Origin of the sequence: Collinsella aerofaciens, from assembly GCF_015554145.1 — a bacterium.
Lineage (GTDB): Bacteria > Actinomycetota > Coriobacteriia > Coriobacteriales > Coriobacteriaceae > Collinsella > Collinsella aerofaciens_AA.
In genome coordinates, this window is record NZ_JADNHZ010000003.1 from 79,266 (window position 1) to 104,540 (window position 25,275).

Sequence of the window (25,275 nt, forward strand, 5' to 3'; positions counted from 1 at the left end):
AAGTTGCCAATTAATAGTCCAGTTAACGATACCCCAAAAATACTCTTCGACTCGCCGTGCTCTCCCTCAAATGCACAAAGCGCCCCGCGAACGGATGCCCGCGGAGCGCTTGGATGTCCGGACCTTATTTGATACCGCGACCCAAGTCTTCGGCGATTTTGTCTACGCCCTTAAGCGCAGCGCACGTCTTTTTGTTGGAGCAATGCCCCGTGCAAACGCCACCCTGAGCGCAGTCGGCGCAGGTGCCCTTGCGGTAGATGCGCACGCACACGGCAACAAACGCAATACCGATAACAGCCAGTACAACAATATCGATAGGTGCCATAGCAAGCCTCCTCTAGTTAACCACCACTTACTTTACCCTATTCTCCACCTACCAAAAGGGGAAAGGTTTATTTTGGTCGGTTTTATCTGCGGAAACGCCACATCTCCCCACCACATTGGTACAAGGCAACCTATCCGGAATGGTTGAAATCATGATCATAGAGCTCATCTCGCTGCCTCACTCAGCAATAAGGTTTACCCTGGTGCTATTTTTCTCGATACGATAGACGCCGACCTTGCCTGTAACGCCATAATGCTTTTTAAGTAGACCCATCTCCGCAGAATTGGACTCGATTACGATGAGCTTGTCATAACCCGACAGAAGGTTATCCATATTGGGCTCATAGAACGCGCATATGGCATCGGAATGCGGGGCAAACAAATAATATCGAGCCACATACGTGAAGTAGTACGAAGTCATAAGCCCATCGCGATCGGAACCGAACAGCAAATAACGAGTACCGTCTTCTTTACCCGATGCCGGCCAGCGATCACCGACGACATCTCGGACCGTCGCCGGAAGCGAAGTGTCGTATGTCTTTGCATTGAATAGCATGCCGTTGTATTCACTCGTCAAAAGGCCAAGCGACAAGGCGATGCAGCCCATTACAACCTGTTGGTATCGCCGCTTATGTAACGGCGTTGCATGGCAGGGGGAACCATCGGACCGGAATTTCATCTGCCCCTCAAGCTCAACGGTAACTGCCATCGCCAGGCCACCGACAAACAATGCAATGATGCTGCAAGCATAACGATCGAATCCAGCAAGCCTCAAGGCCTCGTCCATTGGCATCGAGAAAATGTACATGGCGAGAATACCCACATAGTAAACAATTGTCATGAAATCAAGCGCAACCAGTGCGCGGCGCACATGTGTCAACTGATGCCCAAAGCACCACCGAGCAGCCGCTAGCAATGCGACAACAGCCAAGTTGCCGAGCAGGAAACCGAGCGCAGGCCTGGTAGTTAAATCGATGGAGGTCGCAAAAAACGTCGAGACGACCTGCGCGATCTGGGCAGTATTCTTACCGCCGACCACCGCCGCGTGAGCAGCATCGCCCACATCGAACTTATTCTTGACGCCCGCGAGCGCCGTGGCCATGTGCCAACTCCACATCAGATAAGTGGAAAAACCCAAAACACCTGCGACGGCAGTTGCACCAAACCAGCGCAGGCGAGCGTTCCAGCCGCGATTCCTGAGAGCAACGTGTCCGCGCGCTAAATGGTAAGCGAGCACAAATGCAACGAATACGACGCCCGTCGACTTCACCACTATGAGCTCCGCCATCAACGGCACGAGCAACTTGAGCTCGCGGCGAACATCACCGTTATAACGATCCACGACTGCCCAGCACGCCATCGTGAGGACCGGGAGCACGAAATCAACCAAAAGGTTATTAATGCGAATCGTTACATTGAAAAACGTAAGGAGCGAGCAGCCAGCCCCTAACACCGCATATGGCAGAAACGAACGGCGATTGCGCACAATACCAAGAACAGCATAAAAACATGAGAAGATAAAGGCTGCCTGAACAACGAGCATTGTTCCCTCGGCATGGCCTAAAAACGTGCATGCGCAGTACAGCAGTGAAGTTGTGCCGAGCGGATAGTTGAAAAACTCAACGAGACCACTTGACGCCGTGGGGAAAGCCCCCGTCTCCAGCATGACCTTGAGCGCTATAGCCCAATGCGTAAAGTTATCGTAATGCTCGAGACGCGCCGACAGCAGGGGCCACAGAAAGATCAACATACCTAGGAGAAAACACGCGTCAGGGAGACCAAAGGGCAATCTAGCAAGACCACGACCATGGAGACAGGGCATTGCCGCTGCACCGGCGATGGCGCCCACCACAACCACCCCCCCAGGTGGCAGGGGCAAGCGCGCCCACGATTCCACCGGCATACGTGACGACCCCCATGACACACAAGGCACACACGGGAGCGAAATGCACATCCGTCTCGGTCAAACGATGGATCCAATAGCACAGACCGAAGAGCGCTAGCAGGAACAGCGCCGCACGGCCGAAGGCAGCAATAATCAGCATGCAGCGTCTCCTTCGACATGAGCAGAATCGTGACTGGTCCGCTCCGCATCCCGTGAATCGCCGCATCGATCGCTATCACGCCTGGAGCGGCGGCGGGATCTCCATACGCGGTAACGCGAAAGAAGCGCCCTTATCCTCATGCGGACAATACGCACGATATCGTCATAGGTGGTGTTCCAGCTATCAAGCTCCTCGGCGATGCCCGTTTCGCGATCGTACAGCAGCTGATCATAGATGCGACGCTCCTCGAGCGAGCGGTGCTCGATTCGAAGCGCCGCGTACCACGACTCATCATCGCCACATTTGGATTGAAAGAGGCGCACAAGCCTACCAGAAACGCATGTGCAATAGCGACCATCTCCCAAGCGCACCGCAAAGCTGCGCAGCTCCTCGGGAAAGGGATCATCGATGCGCACGAGTACACCACCGTCTGACATGTTGATGGCACGCCCCGCGAAAACACCCACAGGGCCTTCGTCATCCGTCTCGTCCGAACTGCAATCGGGGAAAACGCCACCTTCGGCCACGGCTTCGCCGGTGCCCTCGGTTAGCTTCGACCACTCATCCTCAACCGGCAGCGCCGTCAGCACCGCAGGTTCGTCTACGGAGATGCGAGTACTCTTGCGCGGCATGGACCGACCACCCGAAAAGGCAATAGCATACAAAAGGGCAATCAAGTTGTAGCACAACCAATAGATGATCACGGAACTGTACACGAGCGCCATGCCATACTTTCCCCATGTAAATCTGATAATAGCTGCAACCGAGAGCACCACGAGCAACAGGTGTGGGAGCATGTTCCACAGGCTACCGCTGCGATTGGTCGTCTTGTCTTTACGCGTAACTTTGAACTTTGTCTCGCGGATACCGAGCGTCTCAAGAAATACGGGAATAATAAGTGATGGCGCCAGCGTGGTGTCGATGATTTGACTCCATTTCTGACTGCGAACATTGCTCGAAAGCAATTTCATAGACCTGCTATAAAAGAAATAGCTCGGCAGCCAAAAAATTAGTAACTGCCAGAGTGTGCAGTTAACCACTTGGAAGTCAAACAAGGCAAACATAATGGGCGCAAGAATGAAGATGATGCGGTTGAAGAATGACCACCAGTACAGAAAACTGCACAGATAGGTAATGCGCGCGGGAAAAGAAATCTTGCGGGAAAAGATGACACCCGTGTTTTGGATGCTCTGAATCACACCGCGCGCCCAGCGGATGCGTTGGTGCACCATCGAGCGCACATCCGTCGTCGAGAGGCCGTGAGCTTCGACCTTATCAGTGGCATAGGTAATATAACCCGCCATCTGCAGACGACAGCTCGTCTCAAAATCTTCGGTGATCGTATGATACGGAAACCCGCCAATCTCCTCCATACCGGCGCGCGAAATCACGGCATTGCTACCGGTGTATGCGCAGGCGTTGGACGAGTTGCGCATCTGGTTTACCTCGCGTGAGAAGAAATCTTGCTCATTAGGAATCTTGTCCTCGGCGTACAGATTGAACTGAAAAAGATCAAGATTATAGAAGCTTTGCGGCGTCTGAATCAGACCGACTTTAAGGTCCTCATTGAGTTCGTCCTCGGAACGATAACGCCATGCGCCGGTCGCGCCATCCTGAATATAGCGAGGCAGCAAGAAATAGGGCACGGTATCTACGAGAAAGCTGCTGCGCGGAATCATGTCGGCATCGAACGTCGCAATCAGCGGTGAAGTCGTGTGCCTTAGCGCGTTGTTGAGGTTACCCGATTTGGCATACTTGTTATCCTCACAGGGGATATAACCAATCCCAAGTTCAGCCGCAAGGGAAGCGACCTCTTTGCGGCAGCCATCGTCAGCAAAATAGACGTGCACCCGAGAACGATCGGGATAGTCCATGTAGGTACAGGCGTTCGCCGTCTTGAACAACACGTCAGTCGGCTCGTTGTGCGTAGCGATTACCACGTCAACGTCGGGATAGTCTTCGGGCAAGATTTTCGGCATAACGAGATGTCCGCTGTCGGCCTTGACCTTGCGGTAGTAAAGTTCGAAGGTCGTAAACGCGGTTACTGCCTCAGCGATGAGCAGCAAGATCGCAAAAATCATCTGGGGAATCCCCTGATCAAACGGCAGGGTGAACAGAAGACGCCATAGCAGATAGATGACCATAAGGACTGCAGTGACGATAAAGGTCGTCACATCGCGCTTCCGTGCCCCCTGTTTTTCCACCACGCTTTTCTTGGCTTTCTTAAGCTCATGAACGCTCACGGAATCATCCCCCTATTCAAAGACCCATGACTGCTGGATACGGTAGTTAGCAAAGAACAATGCCGTATCAACAAACGGTTTGATGATAAAGACCGGTATGGGCAGTGCAACGGAAATCAAGAGGACGAGAGCTGCGCTCGCCAACATACAAGCTGCGCACAGGGCGATATAGCGGCAAAGGCTCCGAGAACAGCTGGAATTATCCGCTTTGAAGACGATATTTCGATTCAGCATATAGTTGACAAATGCCGAGACGACCCGCGCAACGACGGTTGCCCACACGATGGCTGCGCTGGTCGCGACACCATGCGACCATAGGAGTACGAGCGCAGAGAACAGTGCCCAATCCAACAACGATGTGCAGAGCGAAGAGAGCGTGTAGCGCGCAAACGCAGAGAATAAGACACCGAGCACGCGAAGCGAATCAACAACGGGACGGAAATGTGATGCCCCGTTGTCACCCTCGTAGACCGTGGTAATGGGAACCTCGAAGATGCCACCCGCACGCCGCGCCAGCACAAGCATCTCTGTCTCGAACTCATATCCGTCTCGCACCACAGCGAGCATACGGCGCATAAGCGACGCCGGAAGGCCACGTAAGCCCGTCTGCGTATCACTCACATCGACACCGCAGAGCACGCGCATGGCCCCAAGCATAAAATTGTTACCGAGCTTACTGCGCGCAGGAACGCCATTACCGTCGAATCGGCGACAGCCAAGCACCAACGAGTCCTGGTGCAGACCGAGTTCGCGCGCAACGGCGCGGATATCGGCAGGCAAATGCTGACCATCGGCATCTGCCGTGACGGCCCCCGCAACAGTCGGGACCTGTTCCAAGAGATAAGAAAAAGCAGTCTTGAGAGCCGCACCTTTGCCGCGGTTGAGCCCGTGGACAAGAACCGTAGCACCAAGCGCGCGGGCGCGGTCAAACACCACAGAACAGGACGCGCTGCTCCCGTCATCCACCACAACGATCGGTCCCGGCCATCCGAGCACGAGCTCCTCAAGTAGTGCGGCCAGCCGACCACTCGGCTCATACGCGGGAATCACCAAAGCTATCCTATTGTCGATATCTGCCATGATCAAATGGATTCTCCAACATAATGAATCGATTTGCGGACGTCGATTATAACGAAATTGCCTAGCGGTTAAAACAAAAGCCCGAGTGTCGCTGGGACACCCGGGCTCGTGGAAAGGGGTTGATCCTTATTCGGACTTAGGCGGAAACTGCAGCGGAAGCAGTGTTGGTCTCGTCCTCGTCGGTCCAAGCGTGCTTGGGCATAGGACGGAAAATCTGGAAGAGCATCGCGACCAGCAGCACGATAGCCACAACCGTCCAGAAGCCAAACTGCCCAAGGACAAGCAGGTTATAGAACTGGTTGATGAACAGGCCAATCACCCAAGCGAAGGCGCACTCGTAGCCGAGGGCAATCGCGGTCCACTTGCCGGAATCCATCTGGTTGCGGATGGTACCCATAGCGGCAAAGCACGGAGCGCACAGCAGGTTGAACGCGCCGAAGGCAACGCAGGCGCCCATGGTGGGGAACATGCCGGCAAACGCGGTCCACAGGCTCGGGTCGGTCTCGCCCGCGTCGGCGACGGACAGCAGCGAGCCGGCGGTGGCGACGACGTTCTCCTTGGCGACGAGGCCAGAGACAGTCAGCGCGGTTGCCTGCCAGGTGCTAAAGCCGAGCGGGGCGAAGATCCAAGCGACCAGGTTGCCCAGCATGGCGAGCACGGAGTAGTCCATGAACTCCTCGGAGATGCCCTCCATGGCAGGCAGGAAGCCAAAGGCGCCGTTGTAGCTACCAAAGTTGGAGAGGAACCATACCACGACGGTAGAGGCGAAGATGACCGTGCCGGCCTTCTTGATAAAGGCCCAGCAGCGCTCCCACACGTGCAGCGCCCAAGAGCGGATCGCCGGGAAGTGGTAGGCAGGAAGCTCCATAACAAACGGCGTCGGGCGACCGGCGAAGAGCTTGGTCTTCTTGAGCATGAGGCCCGAGGCGATGACGGCAAAGACGCCCAAGAAGTAGAAGAGCGGGCTGATCCACGCGGCGGTGGTGGAAGAATCGCCGATGATGGAGCCCATGAGCAGGGCGATGATCGGCAGCTTGGCGCCACAGGGAATGAACGTGGTGGTCATGACCGTCATGCGGCGGTCCTTCTCGTTCTCGATGGTCTTGGTGGCCATGACGCCGGGGACGCCGCAGCCCGAGGACACGAGCATGGGGATAAAGGACTTACCGGACAGGCCAAAGCGGCGGAACACGCGGTCCATGATGAAGGCGACGCGGGCCATATAGCCGCAGTCCTCCAGGAAGGACAGCATGACGAACAGCAGGAACATCTGCGGGACGAAGCCGAAGATGGCACCCAGGCCGCCGACGATACCGTCACAGACGAGCGAATCGACCAGGCCGCCGTCCTCGGTGCCACCCGCCACAAGGGCGTCGTGCACCACGGTGGTAATACCCGGAACATAGGGGCCGTATTGTGCCGGGTCGACCGAGTCGGCATTGTCGCCCGCAGCCTCGACAGCTGCGTCGTAGGCGTCGCGACCCTGGCCGAGCGCATACCAGCCGTCGGTGCCGAAGAGCTGGTCGTTGGTGAAGTCGGTCACCGTGCCGCCCAAGGTAGAAACGGCGATGTAGTACACGCAGAACATGATGACCACAAAGATCGGCAGGCCCAGGATACGATTGGTAACCACGCGGTCGATCTTCTCGGAGGTGCTCATCTTGGCCGGAGCCTTGGTCATGCACTCATCGATGATGTGCGCGATGACGCCATAGCGCTCACCGGTGATGATGGACTCGGCATCGTCGTCGCAGTCCTGCTCGCACTGGGCGACCAGCTCCTCCACGCGAGCAGCCTTCTCCTTAGTGAGGTTGATGAGCTTGCAGGCGTCCGCGTCGCGCTCGAACAGCTTGACGGCGTAATAGCGGCGCTTTTTGGCGGGAACGCTTGCCGGCAGATTGTTCTCGATGTGGTCCAGAACGTCCTCGATGGAGGAATCGAACTTGTGCTCCGGCACCTGGCCCTTAGAAGCAGCGGACTTCTTGACCTGCTCGAAGAGCTCCTTGATGCCCTTGTTCTTAAGAGCCGAGATCATCATGACCGGGCAGCCGAGCTTCTTGGAGAGCTTGTCCGTGTCGATCTTATCGCCGTTCTTCTCGACCAGGTCGGCCATGTTGAGGGCAACGACCACGGGCAGGCCGGTCTCGATAACCTGAAGCGCCAGGTACAGGTTACGCTCGAGGTTGGTGGCATCGACGACTTGGACGACAACATCGGGCTCGCCGCTCATGAGGTAATCGCGCGAGCATTGCTCCTCGGGGCTGTAGGGGGAAAGCGAGTAGATGCCAGGGAGGTCCGTGATGGTAACGTTCTTGTCGCTTAGGAGCTTGGCCTCCTTTTTCTCAACCGTGACGCCGGGCCAGTTGCCAACGTAGCCGTTGGCGCCGGTGATCAGGTTGAAAAGCGTGGTCTTGCCGCAGTTGGGGTTACCCGCCAACGCGACATGGATCTGAGAATCCGCCATTCAATCCTTCTTCCTTGTGTGCCTGCGCTGCTTTCTCCGCGCAGGCTGGATAATGTGCTTCAAAGATGCTGCATTAAGTTAGAAATACCTAACTTTATCTGCAGAAATATACGTCGCGAGCTCTTACTGGACCTCGACGACGGCCGCCTCCTCCTTGCGGATGGAAAGCTCGTAGCCGCGCACGTTGATCTCGACCGGATCACCGAGCGGCGCAACCTTCACGACCTTGAACGAAGTGCCCTTGATGAGCCCCAGGTCCATAAGGTGGCGACGAAGCGCACCCTCACCGTGAAGCTTGACGATGGTAGAGCTCTCGCCCACTTTAACGTCACCTAACGTCTTCATCCTCTTGTCCCCCTTTCGGTTTTTATGAAATGCTGCTGACTAACCGACGGTCATGATGTGCATGGCAACCTTGGAATCGATACCAAAGCGTGCGCCCAGCACGGTGACGATGATATTGGCGCCACTCGAGCTCACCACGTGGATTTCGTTGCCCTCGACAAAGCCGAGGTCCTTGAGGTGGTGCTTCATGTCCTCATTGCCCTTTACACGCGACACGCGCACGGTTTCGCCCGCTTTTACCATCGAAAGCGGCATGGCCGGCATCTGCGGTCCGCAAGACATGAGTGGCTCCTAACGTCAGTTCGTCCTCAACATCGACGCGTTAAAAGTTAGCCACGTCTATGTTCGCTATAGTAAACTAGCACGTGGTTAACTTTTTGGAAAGGGTCCTGTTCAGTTTTTCGAAAAAGTTTCCTATACGAAACAAAAGGGCGCGGCAAAGGACCATCCTTTACCACGCCCCGTCATGCTTAAAGCGAGAGATTTCTGATCGACGTGACACAGGAGGCCTCATCCACGCCCGAAACACGAAAGACGACGCTCTCGCCGCACTCACCATAGAGGGCCATGAGTCCCATGACATCGCGGCCATCCGTGTGGCGATCGCCAATGCTGACTGACACGTCGCTACGATGCTTGGCAATGATGTCATAGAGCAGCGCAACAGGGCGGGCATGCAATCCCAACGGATCTTTAATCGTCTTTGTAAACTCGACCATGTCCCCTCCCGCGACATCGCACATCGGCCGGCAAAACCCAGCCACGTGGTAGTTATTGTAGCGTTAGATGCTTGTCGAGGACCCTTTCGGATACCCCGTGGGCAAAAAGTGACAAATATGAGTACTGTCACCAATTTAGTAGCAGCAAAATCGAGAGCATATCGCCTACTTTGAGCGATTCGAAGAAGTTGAAAGCCGTCAAACGCTCTTTAAAGGGGGTTAGATAAATTGATTTTGAGCCCATTTTCGCTCAGAGCAGGCCGAAAAATATGACACCTCTTTTGCAACAGTACTCATATTTGGCATTTTTTGCCCACAGGGTCCACAGCGCTCATCTCACACGAATAAAAAACAAGGGAAGGCACACGTCCTTCCCTCGCAACAGGCAATATGTAGCCGCTCGCCTACATCAGGCGCAGGCTGACGTCCTTGAGCTGGGCGCCGCTAACGGCACTCGGGGCGCCCGACATAAGGTCGGAGCCGCTGGCCGTCTTGGGAAACGCCATGACGTCGCGGATGGAGTCGGAACCGGTGAGCAGCATGCACACGCGGTCCAGGCCCAGAGCGAAACCGCCCATCGGGGGCGCACCAAACTTGAGCGCCTCCATGAGGAAGCCGAACTGAGACTCGGCGCGCTCCTCGGTAAAGCCCAGGAGCTTGAGCATGGACATCTGCATCTCGGCGTTGTGGATACGCATACCGCCGCCGCCGGCCTCAAAGCCGTCCATGACAAAGTCGTAGGTGCAAGAACCGGCTGCCAACGGGTCGGCCTCGATCTTGGCGATGTCGGTCTCGGTCGGCAGGGTGAAGGGCTGGTGCTCGGCAGCATAGGCCTTGCGGTCCTCATCCCAGTGGAACAGCGGGAAGTTGACGACCCACAGGAAGTCGTGGCCCTCGCGCTTGATCTCGAGCGCATTGGCCATGTGCGAACGCATGCCGCCCAGGATCTCGTCGGAGAGCAGGCGCGGGCCGGCGGCGAACATCACAAGGTCGCCGGACTCGACGTCCATGCGCTCGCGCAGAGCCGCCATCTCCTCGTCCGAGAAGAACTTGACGATGGGGCTGTTGATGGAGCCGTCCTCGCGGAAAGCGATCCATGCCAGGCCCTTGGCGCCAAACGTGGAAGCCACGCCGGCGAGCTTATCGATCTTGGCACGTGCCCAGGCACCGGCGCCCTTGGCGTTGATGGCCTTGACGACAGAGCCCTCCTCGTTTGCGGCAGTCGCAAAGACCTTGAACTTGGAGTTGGCAAAGATGTCGGTCAGGTCGACCAGGTGCATGCCATAGCGGGTATCGGGCTTGTCGGAGCCATAGGTGTCCATGGCCTCCCAGTAATCCATGCGGCGCAGCGGCGTGGGCATCTCGACACCCATGCGACCGAAGGCGTCGGCCAGGACCTCCTCGAGCGCGCTCATGACGTCGTTCTGGTCCACGAAGGACATCTCGATATCGACCTGGGTGAACTCGGGCTGACGGTCGGCGCGCAGATCCTCGTCGCGGAAGCACTTGGCAACCTGGTAGTAGCGCTCGACGCCACCGACCATAAGCAGCTGCTTCAGAAGCTGCGGGGACTGCGGCAGGGCGTAGAAGTTGCCCGGCTGGATGCGGCTGGGGACGATGAAGTCGCGAGCACCCTCGGGCGTAGACTTGAACAGGGAGGGCGTCTCGACCTCCATGAACTCACGGTTGTGCAGCGCCTCGCGAATGGCAAAGGTAAAGTCGGAGCGCAGCTTGAGGTTAGCCATCATCTCGGGACGGCGGAGGTCCAGATAGCGATAGCGCAGGCGGGTGTCCTCGCTGGTCTCGATGCCGTCCTCAATCTGGAACGGCGGGGTGACGGACGTGTTGAGCACCTCGGCGTGGTCGGTCAGGACCTCGATCTCGCCGGTCGCGAGCTTGGTGTTGGTGGTCTCCTCGCCACGGGCGCGCACGACGCCGTGGATCTTGATGGGCCACTCGGGGCGCATGGTCTCGGCGATCTTAAAGGCGTCGCCGTCGGAGTGCTCGGGGTCGAAGGTGAGCTGCGTGATGCCCTCGCGGTCGCGAAGGTCGCAGAAGATAAGGCCGCCGTGGTCGCGGCGACGGCTCACCCAACCGGTGAGGGTGACCTCTTCGCCCACGTTCTCGCGGCGAAGTTCGCCGCAGGTACGGGTGTGCATGGAATGCTCGTCGATGGGACGGGTCTGGCTCATACCAGTGATCCTCCTTTATGGATCTGTGCCGCCCCGTGTCGTTCCGGGCGGCGTCGTACAGATTTGCCCAGCCTGCGTAAACCGCGCAGCCAGACATGGCGTTCTATCTTATCGCACCTGCGTCGATGTGCCGCGGAAAAGTAGCTCCTGCCCAAAGACTTGACGGAGACGAAACAATTGACGCACCGCGGCACCCGCCCGCGCTCGTCACGTGCGACAATATGCCCCAATAAAACAGCACTTGGAAAGGCCCGTCATGACTGCACGCCTCATCGTTATGGATATCGACTCCACGCTCATCAACCAGGAAGTCATCGACCTGTTGGGCGAGGAAGCCGGCGTGGGCGAGCAGGTAGCACAGATCACCGAACGCGCCATGCGCGGCGAGCTTGACTTTAAGCAGGCGCTCGAGGAGCGCGTGGGGCTGCTCGCCGGCCTGGACGAGAGCGTGTTCGAGCGCACCTTTGAGCGCGTGACATTTACTCCCGGCGCGCTGGAGCTTGTGCGCTCGGCGCACAGCAAGGGCTGGAAGGTCGGCGTGGTGAGCGGCGGCTTCCACGAGGTCGCCGACAAGATCGTGGCCGCCGCGGGCATCGATTTTTGCCTGGCCAACCGTCTGGAAGTCGTGGACGGCAAGCTCACCGGCAAGCTGGCGGCAGACATTGTGACCAAGGAGTCCAAGCTCATCCAGCTGCTGGATTGGGCGGTTGAGTGCGGTGTCGACATGGCCCACACCGTCGCGATCGGTGACGGCGCCAACGACATCCCCATGATTCAGGCCGCGGGCACGGGCATCGCGTTTTGCGCCAAGCCCAAGACGCGCGAAGCCGCCCCGTTTGCCATCGATGAGCGCAACCTGATGCTCGCCATGGACATCATCCTGCGCGACTAGTCGATCCTTCTAACAAGAGAATCAGTCTGTCCTATAGTTTCCGAACAATTTTGTCTTAGTGTTCGGAAACATACCCTTTGAGTGCTAGACTTTGCGCCGTCGAAGGGAACATATATGGATAAGCGAGATCTTGAGCAATTGCTGAGCGATGTTGCCGACGGAGTAGTCACCCCGGCAGTCGCCCTCACGCGCCTCCAGACGGCGCCAACCGCCGATCTGGGTTTTGCGCAGCTCGATCTTTCGCGCGGGGTGCGCCAGGGAGCCGGCGAGGTTGTCTACGGCGCCGGTAAAACCGCCGAGCAGATTGCCGCCATTATCAAAGCATTACTCAATGCCGGCCAGGTGCGCATCCTGGTCACGCGCCTGGACGCCGAAAAGGCAGCCCGCGCCTCGAAGCTCCTCGGCAACGGCATCGACCTGGGATATGTCCCAGACGCACAGCTCGCCCTCGTGGGCGGCAAGCCCTCCCCTACCGGCAACGGACGCATCGTTGTCGCCTGCGCCGGTACGAGCGACCTGCCCGTCGCCGAGGAAGCCGCGTTGACGGCCGAATTCTATGGCAACGAGGTCGACCGCCTCTACGACGTAGGTGTCGCAGGCCTGCACCGCCTGCTCGCGCATGCCGAGGAACTTGCCCAGGCGCAGGTGGTCATCGCCATCGCCGGCATGGAGGGCGCACTGGCGAGCGTTGTCGGCGGCCTGGTAAGCTGTCCGGTCATAGCCGTTCCCACCAGCGTGGGTTACGGCGCGAGCTTTGGTGGCGTAGCCGCGCTGCTCGCCATGCTCAACTCCTGCGCCAGCGGCGTTTCGGTCGTCAATATCGACAACGGCTTTGGTGCCGCCTACCAGGCAAGTCTTATCAATCATCTGAGCGCCGGCACGCCCTGCGCCCGTTAAGGAGCATTCCATGTCCAATCATCAGCACACGCTTATCATCGACGGCACCTCGGGCATCAGCGGCGATATGACCGTCGCGGCCCTGCTCGACCTAGGCGCCAGCGAGGAGCACCTGCGCGAGCAGCTCGCCACGCTGCCGGTCGACGGCTTTACGATCGCCGTCACACGCGTAAGCAAGCATGGCATCGACGCCTGCGACTTTGACGTCCAGCTTGCAGAGGAACTCGAGAACCACGATCACGATATGGCCTGGCTCTACGGCAACGAAGCAGCTGCCGAGCACACGCACGAACATGAGCACCACCATCATGATCATGGCGAGCACGAACACGAGCACTGCCACGAGCATGACCATGAGGCCCACGGTCATGGCCACGAGGGTCACCATCACGCCCACCACCATCACCACCGTTCTTTGGCGGATGTCACCGCCATCATCGATGACTCGCAGCTAAGCGATGGCGCCAAGCATCGCGCGCTCGCCATTTTTACCGCGCTCGCCGCCGCCGAGGCCAAGGCCCACGGCAAAACGCCCGAGACCGTCATGTTCCACGAGGTGGGCGCCGTCGACTCCATCGTCGACGTCTGCTCTGTTGCCATCTGCCTCGATGACCTGGGTATTGAGGACATCGTGGTCGAGTCGCTCTCCGAGGGTCACGGTACCATCCGCTGTGCCCACGGTCTCATGCCCATTCCCGTCCCCGCTGTCGTCAACCTGTGCCAGGCGGGCAATATCGCCCTCACGCCCGCACCGGTCGCCGGCGAGCTCGTGACGCCCACGGGCGCCGCCATCGTCGCCGCACTGCGCACGTCCGAGCACCTGCCGGCCCGCTACCGCATCAAGGCCGTCGGCTACGGCGCCGGTAAGCGCCCCTACGAGGGTTGCTCCGGTACGCTCCGCTGCCTGCTCGTTCACACGGACGCATAGCCATGGATGCCCGCAAGGCAAAAAGCCGCGCCGCCATCGTCGCGGCGTTCTCCGAACTGCTGCGCGAAGAGGACTACGGCAAGATCACCGTCGGCGACATCATCGCTCGCGCCCATGTGGGTCGGGCCACGTTCTATGGCCTCTTCAAGAGCAAAGATGACCTACTGTCCGAACTCGTGAGCGACATCTGCACCCACGCCCTCGACGACGATGGCACACCGCTCGACGACCCACTCGTGCAGGTCGTGCATATCCTCAACAACCTCTGGGAACGCCGCCAGGGCGTACGAGCCCTCGTAGCCGGCGCCGGCTCACGCGTCTTCGCCGACTGCTTACGCAAGACCATCATGTCACGAGCAGCCGAAACCGTCCCCACCGACCCAAACGGCCCCGCCGCCACCATGGACCGAAGCTTCCTACTACACCACATAGCCTCAAGCTTCGTAGGAATGGTCCAATGGTGGGCCTGGCACAACTTCCAAGCCGACAAAGCCGACGTAGCCAAAGACTACCTATCAGCCATAAAGCCTCTCTTCACCTAAGTAAGAAGCTCATCCCAAAGCATCACCCCAACCCAGGGCGCCACGCATCCCAAAGTATCAACAACAGTTCAACGCCCCTATCAGCAACAAGCCCCTCCCATCCAAATTCAGATATATGTTGGGTTGCTTGCTCGAGCGCAGCAAAGATCCCACAGCTGGCCGCATGGGGTAACTTCCCAGCGCATTCCGCAGGACGCAAAAAGGCTCGCCGCACGAAGTGCGCAGCGAGCCTTTTTGCATGTCCGAGGACGCGCTGGGAAGTTACCCCATGCGGACGGCGGACAACCTATGTAGCCTCAGACTAGAACATGCCCAAGAAGCCATGCACAAACAGCGCGGCCACAATAGCACCGACAAACGGCGCGATGCCAGGAACAAGCAGACCATACTTCCAGTTGTTGTCGGCCTTGTTCTTGATCGGCAGCACCTGATAGGCCATGCGAGGACCAAGGTCACGAGCCTGGTTCATGGCGAAGCCGGTGATGCCGCCCATGCCCATGCCAACAGCCCAAACGATCAGGCCGACGCAGATTGCGAGCATCAGAACGTTCTCGCCGGCGCGGCTAGCGGCAGCAAGGATGGCGCTGATGAACACGAAGGTGCAGATAGCCTCGCAGAAGAAGTTACGAGCATAGTTCGTGCCCTCGGTGGTGGGGTTGGTCGAGAAGATGTTGCGCTGGGCAATGGGGTCGACGACGTCCTCGGAAGCCTTGAACTCATCGGCATACATAAACCAAGCGATCACGGCACCCACAAAGCCGCCGAGCATATCGGCAAGCATGAAGGGGATGCAGTTGCCCCACGGCACCAGGCCGACGATGCACTGGGCAAGCACCATGGCGGGGTTCATGCACACAGCGCCACCAAAGACAAACAGGCAGACCGAGATGCCAAAGGACCAGGTGGTGATGGCAAACATATGGCCGGAGCCCTGATACTTGGTGCCCTTGAGCACGGTATCGCAGTGAACACCCACGCCAAAGACGATCATGAGGGCCGTTGCGCCGAATTCGCAGAGGAGTTTGGTAAGCATAAAACCTTATCTTTCTTGTCGGTTATAAACGATTCGTTTAAGCCGCGCACTAGTGCTGTGCGACAACAACACCCAGGCCATCGGGGATGACGGCGACCTTGGCATCGGCACCCTTCATCTCAAAGGCGAGCTTGAGCGCTTCCTCGATAGTGTTGACCGGCGTCATGTGCATATCCTTGAGCATCTGGTGATCGCACAGGTCGGTGACCATGATCACAGGGTGATGCGCCAGGATGCGGGCAAAGATCTGGCTCGTCCACTGATCGGGCAGGGTCTCGTCCTTAGGACGATCGATGCAGGCGCGCTCAAACTCTGCCGGATCGTTGTCGGCGATGTTGTGATAGAAGCCCTCGCCGCCGTGACCGTCGGCACAACCGGCGACGTCGATGATCACACCGCCCTCGGGAAGCGTGGCCTCGGCAGCGCACATGCCCTTCACAGCCTGATAGATGTTCTGATCGAGGGGGTAGCCGCCGTTAGTGGTAATGGCGATCTCGCACTCGACGGGCTCAACGCCAGCAAGGCTCTTCACGAACTCGCAGCCAGCCTCGTGCGCCTTGTGGATGTCGCCGGCAAAGGAGCCAATGACCTCGTGCTTGCCGTTGAGCACCACGTTGAGCACAAAGGCAAGGTGAGCCATCTCGGCGGCGGCAAACATGTCCTCGCTCACGTGGTTGTGGCACAGGTTGCCGGCACGCGAGTGGGAATCGTTCACAAACTGACCGTTGTGGTTGTACATGATGGTCTTGTAGCTGGCGATGCCAGGCAGGACGGACTTGCGGCTACCAGAGAAACCGGCAAAGAAGTGCGGCTCAATAAAGCCCTCGGCAAGCAGCAGATCGCAATCGGCAGCGATCTTGTTGATGATGCACTCGCCACCAGAAGGCAGGGTGCCGATCTTTTTCATCATGCTGTCGTCAGTCGCGACGTGCATAACGATTTCTTCGTTGGCAACGATCTCCTCGCCGTACTTGTTGACGAGCTCCTCGTGCGTCGACGGACGATGCATACCCGTAGCAACCAGAATGCGAACGCGCGCCTCAGGCGCAGCGGAGTGGATGTGATGCAGCAGAATAGGCATCGTCACACGCGAGGGAACGGGACGCGTATGATCTGAGCTAATGATGACAATATCCTTCTTGCCAGCACAAAGCTCCTCGAGCGAAGGCGAGTCGTAAGGGTTGGCAAGCGACTCCTCCACCAGCTCTTCCTGCGATTTCGTGGTCTTAAACTCGTTTTGATGACCTTCCATCACACCCGCGAAGTTCTTATCCTCGAGTTCCAGATGCAACGTCTTGTGGTCAAACGGCAGTTCACATTCAAACAATGACGAGCGCCCTCTTCCTTTCAACTGACACACTAGATAAACCGTTGGAAGGATACGCCGCTCACCGAAAAACACCACCGTCCACCGACTCATTAACACAACGTTCATATTTGACCCACAACAAAACAACCGCGATCCCAAACGGGACCGCGGCCGCTACAGTCGTAAGTCAAGAAGCGCCACATGCATCTCAATCCCGATCGATAAGACGCGAGGCGCGAAGCGCGCCTTATTCCCTTCAGCTTTAATCCCAGAAGACCGAGGACGAAGGGACCCGATGGGTTTCCCTCTGAATACATTCCACAGCACGAAGCCTTTTCCAAACGCGCAAAGCGCGCCATTATTCCCCCAGCCAGTAATCCACCGAAGACCGGACATCGTAGGGCCCGCCATCAGCTTACTTTTAGGCACACTCCGCAGGACGCAAGAAGCCCTCGCCGCACGAAGTGCGCAGCGAGGGCTTCTTGCATGTCCGAGGACGTGCCTAAAAGTAAGCTGATGGCGGGCCCGGACGACTACAGGGCTATCGATTACCCCGTGTTCTGCAATCCTGCCGAGACGCCGGTCACAGTCGAAAGAATCAGGCTCATGTACTCGGCCTTCTTCTCCTCGGCCATCTCGTCCTGGTTCATGCGCACCTCGCGAAGGGCGCGGACCTGGGCGATGGACAGGGCGTCGACGTAGGGGTTACGCACGCGGACGGCGCAGCCGAGCACGCGACGACGCTGCAGCGGCCACTCGTCACCGACGATGGCAAGGACCCACTTACGCGTGAGCTGCATCTCGGTGAAGACCTTCTTGGACAGATCCTGGCGGTCGCCCAGGTGCAGATACATCTTGGCGATGCGCTGGTCAGTCTTGGCGATCGACATCTCGATGTTGTCGATAAAGGTGCGGAAGAACGGCCACTCCTGGTAGGCAGCCTTAAGCTGGTCCAGATCGCCAAACTGCTCGCAGGCGGTACCCAGGCCGTACCAAGCGGCCAGATTGATGCGCGCCTGGCTCCAGCTGAAGATCCACGGAATGGTACGCAGGTCGTCGAGCGACTTGGCACCCAAGCCGCGCTTGGCGGGACGCGAACCGATCGGCAGCAGACCGACCTCGGTCAGCGGCGTCACGGTCGAGAACCACGGTGTAAAGTCCTCGGTGTTCAGCAGGTCCAGATAGCGCTCGTGGCTTGCGGCGTTGAGCTTGTCGGCCATATCCCAGAACTTCTGCGTAGTCTCGGTGTTGGTCTTCTCGGCGCTCGGAGCCGACTGCAAAAGCGTTGCGGCGGCAACGGACTCAACATGGCGCTGAGCCAGCGTGCGGTTGCCGTAGCGGGCAAAGATGACCTCGCCCTGCTCGGTGAGCTTAAAGAAGCAGTTGACCGAACCCTTGGGCTGCGCCAGCACGGCCTTGTTGGCCGGACCGCCGCCACGGCCCACGGCACCGCCGCGACCGTGCATGAGCACCAGATCGATATCGTTTTTCTCGGCCCACTTGGCAATGCGCTCCTGCGCGGAGTGCAGCGCGAGCATGGCCGTGGTAGGACCGGCATCCTTGGAGGAGTCGGAATAGCCCAGCATGACCTCCATGCGGCGGTTGGTCTGGGCAAGGCGCTTTTGCACCACGGGCAGCGTAAGCATCTGGTCGAGCACGTCGACGCAGTCCTCGAGGTCCTCGAGCTGCTCGAACAGCGGGATCACGTCGAGCTCGGGGACATCCTCCTCGTGTGCAAAGGACAGGTGGGCAAGCTCAAAGACGTCGGCCACATGCTGGGCACTCTTGGTGAACGAAATGATGTAGCGGTGCGCCATCTTCTTGCCGTAACGCTTTTGGATGGAGCCGATAGCGCGGAAGGTGTCGATGACCTCGCGCGTCATGGGCTGCAGGTCGCCATGGATACCGTTCTCGTGGATATCCTTGAGGGCGCGGGCATGCACCACGGAGTGCTGACGGAACTCCATCTCGACCATATGGAAGCCGAAGGACTCGACCTGCCAGATGATGGTCTGGACCGGGCCGTAGGCGGCACGGACGGCACCGCAGGCAGCCAGCGAGCGCTGGACGACGCGCAGGTCATCTAGGAACTCATCGGCGCTGTGATACATGGTGTCGGTGATACGGCGCACGGTGGCGTTGAGTCGGTCTGCCATGACGAGCATGACGGCGCGATGCGGCTCGTGCTCGGAGATCAGCTCGGCGCGGGCCGTGTACCGAGGGCTCATCTCGACCTGATGGTTCCACAGGTTGATGAGTTCAGCAGAAGGCTTGCTGTAGGTGGCCTCGAGCGTGAGGTTCCGGCCGATGCGGCGGCACTTGTCCTCGAGCTTGAGCACCATGTGCGTGAAGTACTTGGCGGCGACCTCGCGGCTCACCTTGGCGGTAACGTTGGGGTTACCGTCGCGGTCGGAACCGATCCAGCTGCCGGGATGGAAGAACGCCGGGCACAGCGGCGGCACGGTGCCGGCCTTGTCGCCCAGCACCCAGTCGTCAAAACGACGGTAGATGACGGGGATCACATCGAACAGTGTGTTATCGAAGATGTCGATGATGGTATCGGCTTCCTCGACCGGCGTGGGCTTCTTGAGCGCGATGGGGCTCGTGCGCACCAGAGCGTCAATCTCCTGCAGCATATGGCGCTCGTTCTCCACCAGGTCGGAGCCGCCCAGGCGCGGACGCTCCTCCAGCAGGTTGGAGATACGGCGAATCTTGCCCTCGACGGCCTTACGACGGGCCTCGGTGGGATGTGCGGTAAAGACAGGGTGGAACTCGAGCTTGTCGAGCAGCTCGTTGGCGCCCTCGACACCCATCTCGTTTACCAACTGGTGATAGGCGACGGTGAGTTCGTTGGCGGGATCGACCTCGGTATCGGTCGACGCACCTGCCTCGCGCTCGCGCAGCTGCGCCACGCGGTAGTTCTCCTCCGACAGGTTTGCCAGATGGAAGAAGCTCGTAAAGGCGCGGACAATAACCTGCTGCTTATCGAGCGGCAGGCTGTCAATCAGATCGACGACCTCACGAAACGCCACAGCAGTAGGCTCGTCGGCGGTGGGCACGCCCTGCTCGTCGACGGACTCGTCGGCAGCACGGGCGCCGGGATTTCCGGCATTGGCCACAATCTCGGCCGTCAGGATCTTGTCGAACAGGTCCGCGATCTCGGGATCATACTCGCTAAGCACACGGCGCTCCAGGCGCAGGAACAGCGCCAAGTTGTCGCGCAGCTCCTCGGGGATCTCGATCTCGGCGAGACGCTCCCTGGACTCGGCATTCGAGCCGATTCGGTTAACGAGGCGGTTGACCACGGCAGCGACGCGCGCCGCGGCTTCGGGTACAGACTGGTTGCTTAGGTTCTCAGCCACGTTTCCTCCCATTCCTCCTTCTATGCACGTAACATGCGGTATTCATTATAGGCGCTTGCGAAATACTTTCGACACTGATTGCGCTTTACCACACAAAAGTATTTTCTGCATTGCAAGGGTTTTTGCCCTAAATGGTCGTATTTCTCGGTGGGCGGCATACGTAAATGGGGGCATTCCGCATAAAAGCGAAACACCCCCGTAACAATCGCTCGCAATGAGCTGGGCACCTCAGCGGCACTACAGCTCAAAAATCATGCGCTACAGGCGCTCGCGAACCGCCTCGACCACGTTGGCCAGATCGACGAGGGCCTCGTCATGGCTCTCCATGTCGCGCACCTTGACCTTGCCGGCGGCAAGCTCGTCGCCACCCAGGACCAAAATGAGCTTGGCGCCAACCTTGTCGGCCTGCTTAAACTGAGCTTTGAGCGAACGACCCTGGTAGTCGGCCTCGGTCACGATGCCAGCGGCACGAAGCTCCTGCGTGATGGCAAAGACGTTCTGGCGCAGCTCCTTGCCGGCATTGGCGACGTAGACGCACGGGGCCTCCTCGGCACCCAGGTCGCTGCCAAAGGCCTGCAGGGCCAGCAGCGCACGCTCAAAACCGACGGCAAAGCCGACGCCTGCCGTGGGCTTGCCACCCTCGAGCTCGACCAAGCCGTCATAGCGACCGCCGCCACCGATGGAACCGACGCCGGCGCCGGGAGCCTCGACCTCAAAGACGGTACGGGTGTAGTAGTCCAAGCCACGCACCAAGGTGGGATCCTCGACATACTCGATACCCGCCGCATCCAAATAGCGCTTGACCTGCTCGTAGTGCTCGCGGCACTCATCGCACAAGTTGTCGCCCATCAGCGGTGCGTCGGCCATGATCTCGCGGCAGTGGTCGTTCTTGCAGTCGAAGGCACGCAGCGGATTGAGCTCGGCGCGCTCGCGGCACTCGTCGCACATCTCGTCGGCGTGATCGAGGATAAACTGCTTGACCTGCTCGCGATAGGCCGGACGGCATTGGGCATCGCCCATCGAGTTAATGAGCAGACGGAGCTTGGAAAGATCGAAACCAAGGCGCTTGTAGAACTCCATGAGCATAATGATGCACTCGGCGTCTGCCGCCGGATCGGGAGCGCCGAGCCACTCGATGCCTACCTGGTGGAACTGGCGCAGGCGACCCTTCTGGGGACGCTCGCCGCGGAACATGGCCTCGGCGTAGTACGCCTTAAACGGCGTGGAGCCCTGGGGCACCAGATTGTTCTCCACGACGGCGCGCACCACACCAGCCGTGCCCTCGGGGCGAAGCGCCAGGCGCTGCTTGGGCTTGAGCTTGGTGTCGGTGCCCTCGGTAAAGACGCGCTCCAGGTTGGCGCCGCTAAAGACGCGGAACATCTCCTTGCGAACGACGTCGGTCGACTGGCCGATGCCGTGGACAAAGACGTCCACCTGCTCGATCGCGGGCGTCTCGATGGGCTTAAAGCCAAACGGCTCGAACACGCCGGCCGCAATCTGCTGCATCTTTTGCCAGGCGCGCATCTCGGCGCCGATAAGGTCGCGGGTTCCCTCCGCCTTCTGTGCCTGCATGGGCAAACACCTTTCTTTTGTATCGCGTCATAGGTAGTGGATATTATACGGCACAAAGCAGCAACGCGGCGGCGCGTCTGACCGAACGAGGGTATGGGGACTCGTTCGGCCAGACGCGCCGGCGCGGCAGCCGATTCGTTTTCCTCCGTCCCCAGGGGATCATCACGTGATCCGTAGGGGACGGAGGAAAGCAGATCATTTTTGTGCGCCCGTGGCCGCCGTGGAAACCGAACGATGGTACGAGCAGCCATTCGGCTCCCAGGGCGGCCGCAGACAAACGGACAAGCGGCGATGCGCTTTGGCCTACCTACTCCCCTGCCACGCTCGCGCGCAGCTTGGCAGCGATGGGCTCGGACGCCAGCAGGAACACGAGCATGACCACGGAGCACGCCAGGCACACAATCCAGGTGCTCGCAAAGGAGCCCGTGGCATCGAACAGCACGCCCGAGACAATGGCGCCCACGGTGCCGCCGACCATCTCGAGCGAGGTAATGGTGCCCGTGACCTTACCCAGGTCGGCCATGCCAAACTGCTTAGACGCAGCGATCGTGGGCGTTGGAGATGGTGTACTGCGCAAGGGAAATGCCCAGGTCGCTGACGATCAACGGCTGGAACAGGCTCATGCAGTTGACGAAAATCGTGTAGCACGTGGCCATGATCACGAAGCCAGAGGCCACCACGAGCCAGCCGGGGAAGAGCTTACGTTGCTGAGACATGCTGTTCCTTTTTTAAACAAACGAGTAGCAAGATTGGGTGCTACCGGTGGTCGGCGATGTAGCCCAAAGCGACGGCGGCATAAGCCGCGGCGCCAAGGGGAAGCTCGGCATCGCTAAAACGTGCCTTGGGATGATGCTGAGCAAAATGCTCGTCCGTATCAGTCACGGCAGCGCCCACGGTAAAGTACGCACTCGGGATCTCGCTCGAGATCAACGCGAAGTCCTCGCTCGCCATGGCGTGGAACAGCGGCAGGAAGGCGGACTTGGGCAGCACCGCGCCCACGTAGCCAAGCGACGCCTGCGTCATGCCGTCGTCGAGTACCAGCGGCGGAACATCCGAAAGCGTCTCGATAGTCGCCGGCGTGCGATACGTTGCGGCCACACCGTTGACGACCTCGGCGATGCGGGTCTTGAGGTGCTCCATGAGCTCGACGTCGAAGCCGCGCAACGTTCCCTCGAGCACGCAGGTGTCGGGGATGACGTTGGCCGCCAAGCCGCCAGCGAACTTACCCACGGTAAGCGCGACCTCCTTGGCCGCCGGCACCTCACGGGAGATAAGCTCCTGAAGCGCCAGGTGCACATGCACGCCGGCCGTGATGGGGTCGATGCAGATCTCGGGGCTCGAGCCATGGCCGCCCTTGCCCTGAAGCGTGATGCGAAAACCGTACACGCCCGAGAGCGCCGGGCTGCCGTAGAGCACCAGGCCAAGCGGCGATTGGCTGTTAACGTGCATGGCGAAGGCGGCCTGGGGACGCGGGTTCTGCAGCAGACCGTCGGCGATGGCGGCGCGGGCACCCTCAAAAGTTTCCTCGCCCGGTTGGAACAGCAACTTAATCGTGGCGTTGGCGTCGACAAGCTCGGACTCGCGGGCCTTGAGCAGGCGCGCCGCACCAAGCAGCGCCGTCGCATGCATATCGTGTCCGCATGCGTGCATGCAGCCGTTCGTAGAGGCGAAAGGCTCGCCTGACTCTTCAGCAACAGGCAGGGCATCCATGTCGCCACGGAGCATGATGACCGTACCGGCCTGTTCGTCCGTGCAGACGCCATTGCCCTGGGCCGCGGCGGCACCGGCGCCGACAAGGCCCACGACACAGGAACCATCGACGAGCGTGGCAAATGGGATTTCCATCTCGGTCAGGCGCGCTTGAATATACGCAGAGGTCTGTGGGAGGCTATTACCCAGCTCGGGCATCTGGTGTAAATCGTGTCGCCACGCAGCGAGCTTGTCTGCAAAAGCCTGAGCTTCTGCAACGAGACCGTCACCGATAGCGGCCTGCGCCGCCGCGGTGGCCTTGGGCGCTGATTGCGGTTGAAGATCGGACTGAGCTGGTGCCATAAATGCCCTCCAGTAACGTTTTTGCAGTAAGCACTTTGATAGCGTAAAGCGCAAGGTACAACTTTAAGGGCGAGGCATAAAAAATGCCGCCCCAGGAGGGCGGCGCAACAAGTTGTTTACAATTGCGGGCGCGGCTTTCGGCGCAAGAAATCGAAATGCGTCTCGCTCAAGATAATCGACAAAAAGATGAGCGCAAAGCCGGCAAGCAGGCGCGAGGTGAGCGCCTCCCCCATCAGCAGCACCGAGAACAGCACGCCCGAGGGGGACTCCATCGAAAGGAGCAGCGAGCCCGTCGAGGCCGGGACATGCGCCAGGCCGACGTTTTGGATGAGCAGCGCCACGCACGTGCAGCCCACCGAGAGAAAGACCATCACGCCGATAAAGCTCGGCGTCCACACGGACGCGGGCGCTTGGGTCTCGAACAACAGCGACGAGATAAGGCTCAAGACGCCATTGCCCACAAACATCCAAAACGTGATGACGTTGATGTCCATCTTGCGGCCGTACTTGGCGGTCACCGCCATCTGGATAGCGAAAAAGACCGCGCCGCTCAGCGTGATGACATCTCCGGCATTGAACTCGACGCTATCGAGCGCCACCAGGCCAATGCCCGCCAGGCACAGCAGCGCGGCACCCAAGTTGTAGCGCGTGAGCTTTTCGCCACTCAGGACGTAGCTCGCAAACGGCACCAAGATGCAGTACGTGCCTGTCAAAAACGCGCTCTTGCCTGCCGTGGTCTGCGCCAGGCCGATCGTCTGCAGGCCGTAAGCGCCCCACATAAGCGCGCCCATGCCCAGCCCGACGATCAGGTTGCGGGCATTGAAATGAGCGATGATGCGCTTATGGAAAATTGCAAACATAACCAGTGATGCCGGGAGAAAGCGAACATAGACCAGCTCGAACACCGGAATGGTGTCGAGTGCGTCCTTCATAGTGGTAAAGGAGTAGCCCCAGATAATCGCCACCGAAAGCAGTAGAACTTTCCAGAACAACGGCGAGCGTGCGCCGGCACCCCGGGGAATACCACCCGCGCCCAAATCCTCACGGGCTACAGGGCTATCGGGCATGTTTTCGATTTCGTTGGCAGCGTATTGGGCCATGGAACATCCTCGCGCTCAATCTGGGCGTGGTGTCCGCACGCGCGTGACCGCATGCCGCCTCATGGTCAAATAAAAACGGGGCGCACCGGACCCCCGGTACGCCCCGCTACTGTAGCAACAACCAGCGTTGCACCGCAATCCAGCCCACTAAAGCGTCAGCAAAGTGAACCTCGATG

21 protein-coding genes are annotated in these 25,275 nt (G+C 59.2%); 4 read left to right on the forward strand and 17 right to left on the reverse strand.

Annotated features, from left to right (window positions below):
- Positions 1–124: 124 nt before the first annotated feature.
- From I2E13_RS01935 to aspS, 9 genes are all read right to left on the reverse strand, one after another.
- On the reverse strand, positions 125–325 hold the full coding sequence (locus I2E13_RS01935; RefSeq protein WP_035136858.1) for a hypothetical protein: 201 nt from the start codon (positions 323–325) through the stop codon (positions 125–127).
- Between the two features lie 177 nt (positions 326–502).
- Entirely contained in the window at positions 503–2,173 is a 1,671-nt protein-coding gene (locus tag I2E13_RS01940; RefSeq protein ID WP_195404042.1) for a hypothetical protein, read from the reverse strand.
- A gap of 189 nt (positions 2,174–2,362) precedes the next feature.
- Complete coding sequence (locus I2E13_RS01945) at positions 2,363–4,612, reverse strand: glycosyltransferase family 2 protein (protein WP_195404043.1); 2,250 nt, start codon at positions 4,610–4,612, stop codon at positions 2,363–2,365.
- A 12-nt stretch (positions 4,613–4,624) separates the two neighbouring features.
- On the reverse strand, positions 4,625–5,692 hold the full coding sequence (locus tag I2E13_RS01950) for a bifunctional glycosyltransferase family 2/GtrA family protein (RefSeq protein ID WP_195404044.1): 1,068 nt from the start codon (positions 5,690–5,692) through the stop codon (positions 4,625–4,627).
- Positions 5,693–5,828: 136 nt separating this feature from the next.
- Positions 5,829–8,156 carry a ferrous iron transporter B gene (gene feoB, locus I2E13_RS01955; protein WP_195404045.1) on the reverse strand — a complete coding sequence of 776 codons (2,328 nt, stop codon included), beginning with the start codon at positions 8,154–8,156 and terminating at the stop codon, positions 5,829–5,831.
- A gap of 123 nt (positions 8,157–8,279) precedes the next feature.
- The gene (locus I2E13_RS01960; RefSeq protein ID WP_006234774.1) at positions 8,280–8,501 is read right to left on the reverse strand and encodes a FeoA family protein; all 222 of its coding nucleotides are present in this window, start codon (positions 8,499–8,501) and stop codon (positions 8,280–8,282) included.
- Positions 8,502–8,540: 39 nt separating this feature from the next.
- A complete protein-coding gene (locus I2E13_RS01965; RefSeq protein WP_022094360.1) occupies positions 8,541–8,783 on the reverse strand; it encodes a FeoA family protein in 243 nt (80 codons plus the stop codon).
- Between the two features lie 188 nt (positions 8,784–8,971).
- Positions 8,972–9,220 (reverse strand): HPr family phosphocarrier protein, encoded by a 249-nt coding sequence (locus I2E13_RS01970; RefSeq protein WP_195404046.1) that lies wholly within the window; start codon positions 9,218–9,220, stop codon positions 8,972–8,974.
- Between the two features lie 404 nt (positions 9,221–9,624).
- Entirely contained in the window at positions 9,625–11,412 is a 1,788-nt protein-coding gene (gene aspS, locus I2E13_RS01975; protein WP_195404047.1) for an aspartate--tRNA ligase, read from the reverse strand.
- Between the two features lie 256 nt (positions 11,413–11,668).
- Here aspS and serB point away from each other — a divergent pair, with 256 nt between their 5' ends.
- The 4 genes from serB (at position 11,669) to I2E13_RS01995 (ending at position 14,671) form a co-directional block, all read left to right on the forward strand.
- On the forward strand, positions 11,669–12,304 hold the full coding sequence (gene serB / locus I2E13_RS01980; RefSeq protein ID WP_117563673.1) for a phosphoserine phosphatase SerB: 636 nt from the start codon (positions 11,669–11,671) through the stop codon (positions 12,302–12,304).
- Between the two features lie 114 nt (positions 12,305–12,418).
- Positions 12,419–13,201 (forward strand): nickel pincer cofactor biosynthesis protein LarB, encoded by a 783-nt coding sequence (larB, locus tag I2E13_RS01985; protein ID WP_195404048.1) that lies wholly within the window; start codon positions 12,419–12,421, stop codon positions 13,199–13,201.
- A gap of 10 nt (positions 13,202–13,211) precedes the next feature.
- Entirely contained in the window at positions 13,212–14,129 is a 918-nt protein-coding gene (gene larC, locus I2E13_RS01990; RefSeq protein WP_195404049.1) for a nickel pincer cofactor biosynthesis protein LarC, read from the forward strand.
- Positions 14,130–14,131: 2 nt separating this feature from the next.
- A complete protein-coding gene (locus tag I2E13_RS01995) occupies positions 14,132–14,671 on the forward strand; it encodes a TetR/AcrR family transcriptional regulator (protein WP_195404050.1) in 540 nt (179 codons plus the stop codon).
- Between the two features lie 301 nt (positions 14,672–14,972).
- Here the strand turns inward: I2E13_RS01995 and larD are convergent, their stop codons facing one another.
- The 8 genes from larD to I2E13_RS02035 form a co-directional block, all read right to left on the reverse strand.
- Entirely contained in the window at positions 14,973–15,704 is a 732-nt protein-coding gene (gene larD, locus I2E13_RS02000; protein ID WP_117647965.1) for a D/L-lactic acid transporter LarD, read from the reverse strand.
- A 49-nt stretch (positions 15,705–15,753) separates the two neighbouring features.
- The gene (larA, locus tag I2E13_RS02005; protein WP_195404051.1) at positions 15,754–17,031 is read right to left on the reverse strand and encodes a nickel-dependent lactate racemase; all 1,278 of its coding nucleotides are present in this window, start codon (positions 17,029–17,031) and stop codon (positions 15,754–15,756) included.
- Between the two features lie 530 nt (positions 17,032–17,561).
- A complete protein-coding gene (locus tag I2E13_RS02010) occupies positions 17,562–20,375 on the reverse strand; it encodes a phosphoenolpyruvate carboxylase (protein WP_411161259.1) in 2,814 nt (937 codons plus the stop codon).
- A gap of 258 nt (positions 20,376–20,633) precedes the next feature.
- Complete coding sequence (gene hisS, locus I2E13_RS02015) at positions 20,634–21,947, reverse strand: histidine--tRNA ligase (protein ID WP_117773187.1); 1,314 nt, start codon at positions 21,945–21,947, stop codon at positions 20,634–20,636.
- A gap of 307 nt (positions 21,948–22,254) precedes the next feature.
- A complete protein-coding gene (locus I2E13_RS02020) occupies positions 22,255–22,470 on the reverse strand; it encodes a hypothetical protein (protein ID WP_124785868.1) in 216 nt (71 codons plus the stop codon).
- Positions 22,471–22,480: 10 nt separating this feature from the next.
- Positions 22,481–22,663 (reverse strand): hypothetical protein, encoded by a 183-nt coding sequence (locus I2E13_RS02025; RefSeq protein ID WP_117637367.1) that lies wholly within the window; start codon positions 22,661–22,663, stop codon positions 22,481–22,483.
- A 40-nt stretch (positions 22,664–22,703) separates the two neighbouring features.
- Complete coding sequence (locus tag I2E13_RS02030) at positions 22,704–23,999, reverse strand: M20 family metallopeptidase (RefSeq protein WP_195404053.1); 1,296 nt, start codon at positions 23,997–23,999, stop codon at positions 22,704–22,706.
- 116 nt (positions 24,000–24,115) lie between these two features.
- Entirely contained in the window at positions 24,116–25,099 is a 984-nt protein-coding gene (locus tag I2E13_RS02035) for a DMT family transporter (RefSeq protein WP_195404054.1), read from the reverse strand.
- Positions 25,100–25,275 lie beyond the last annotated feature (176 nt).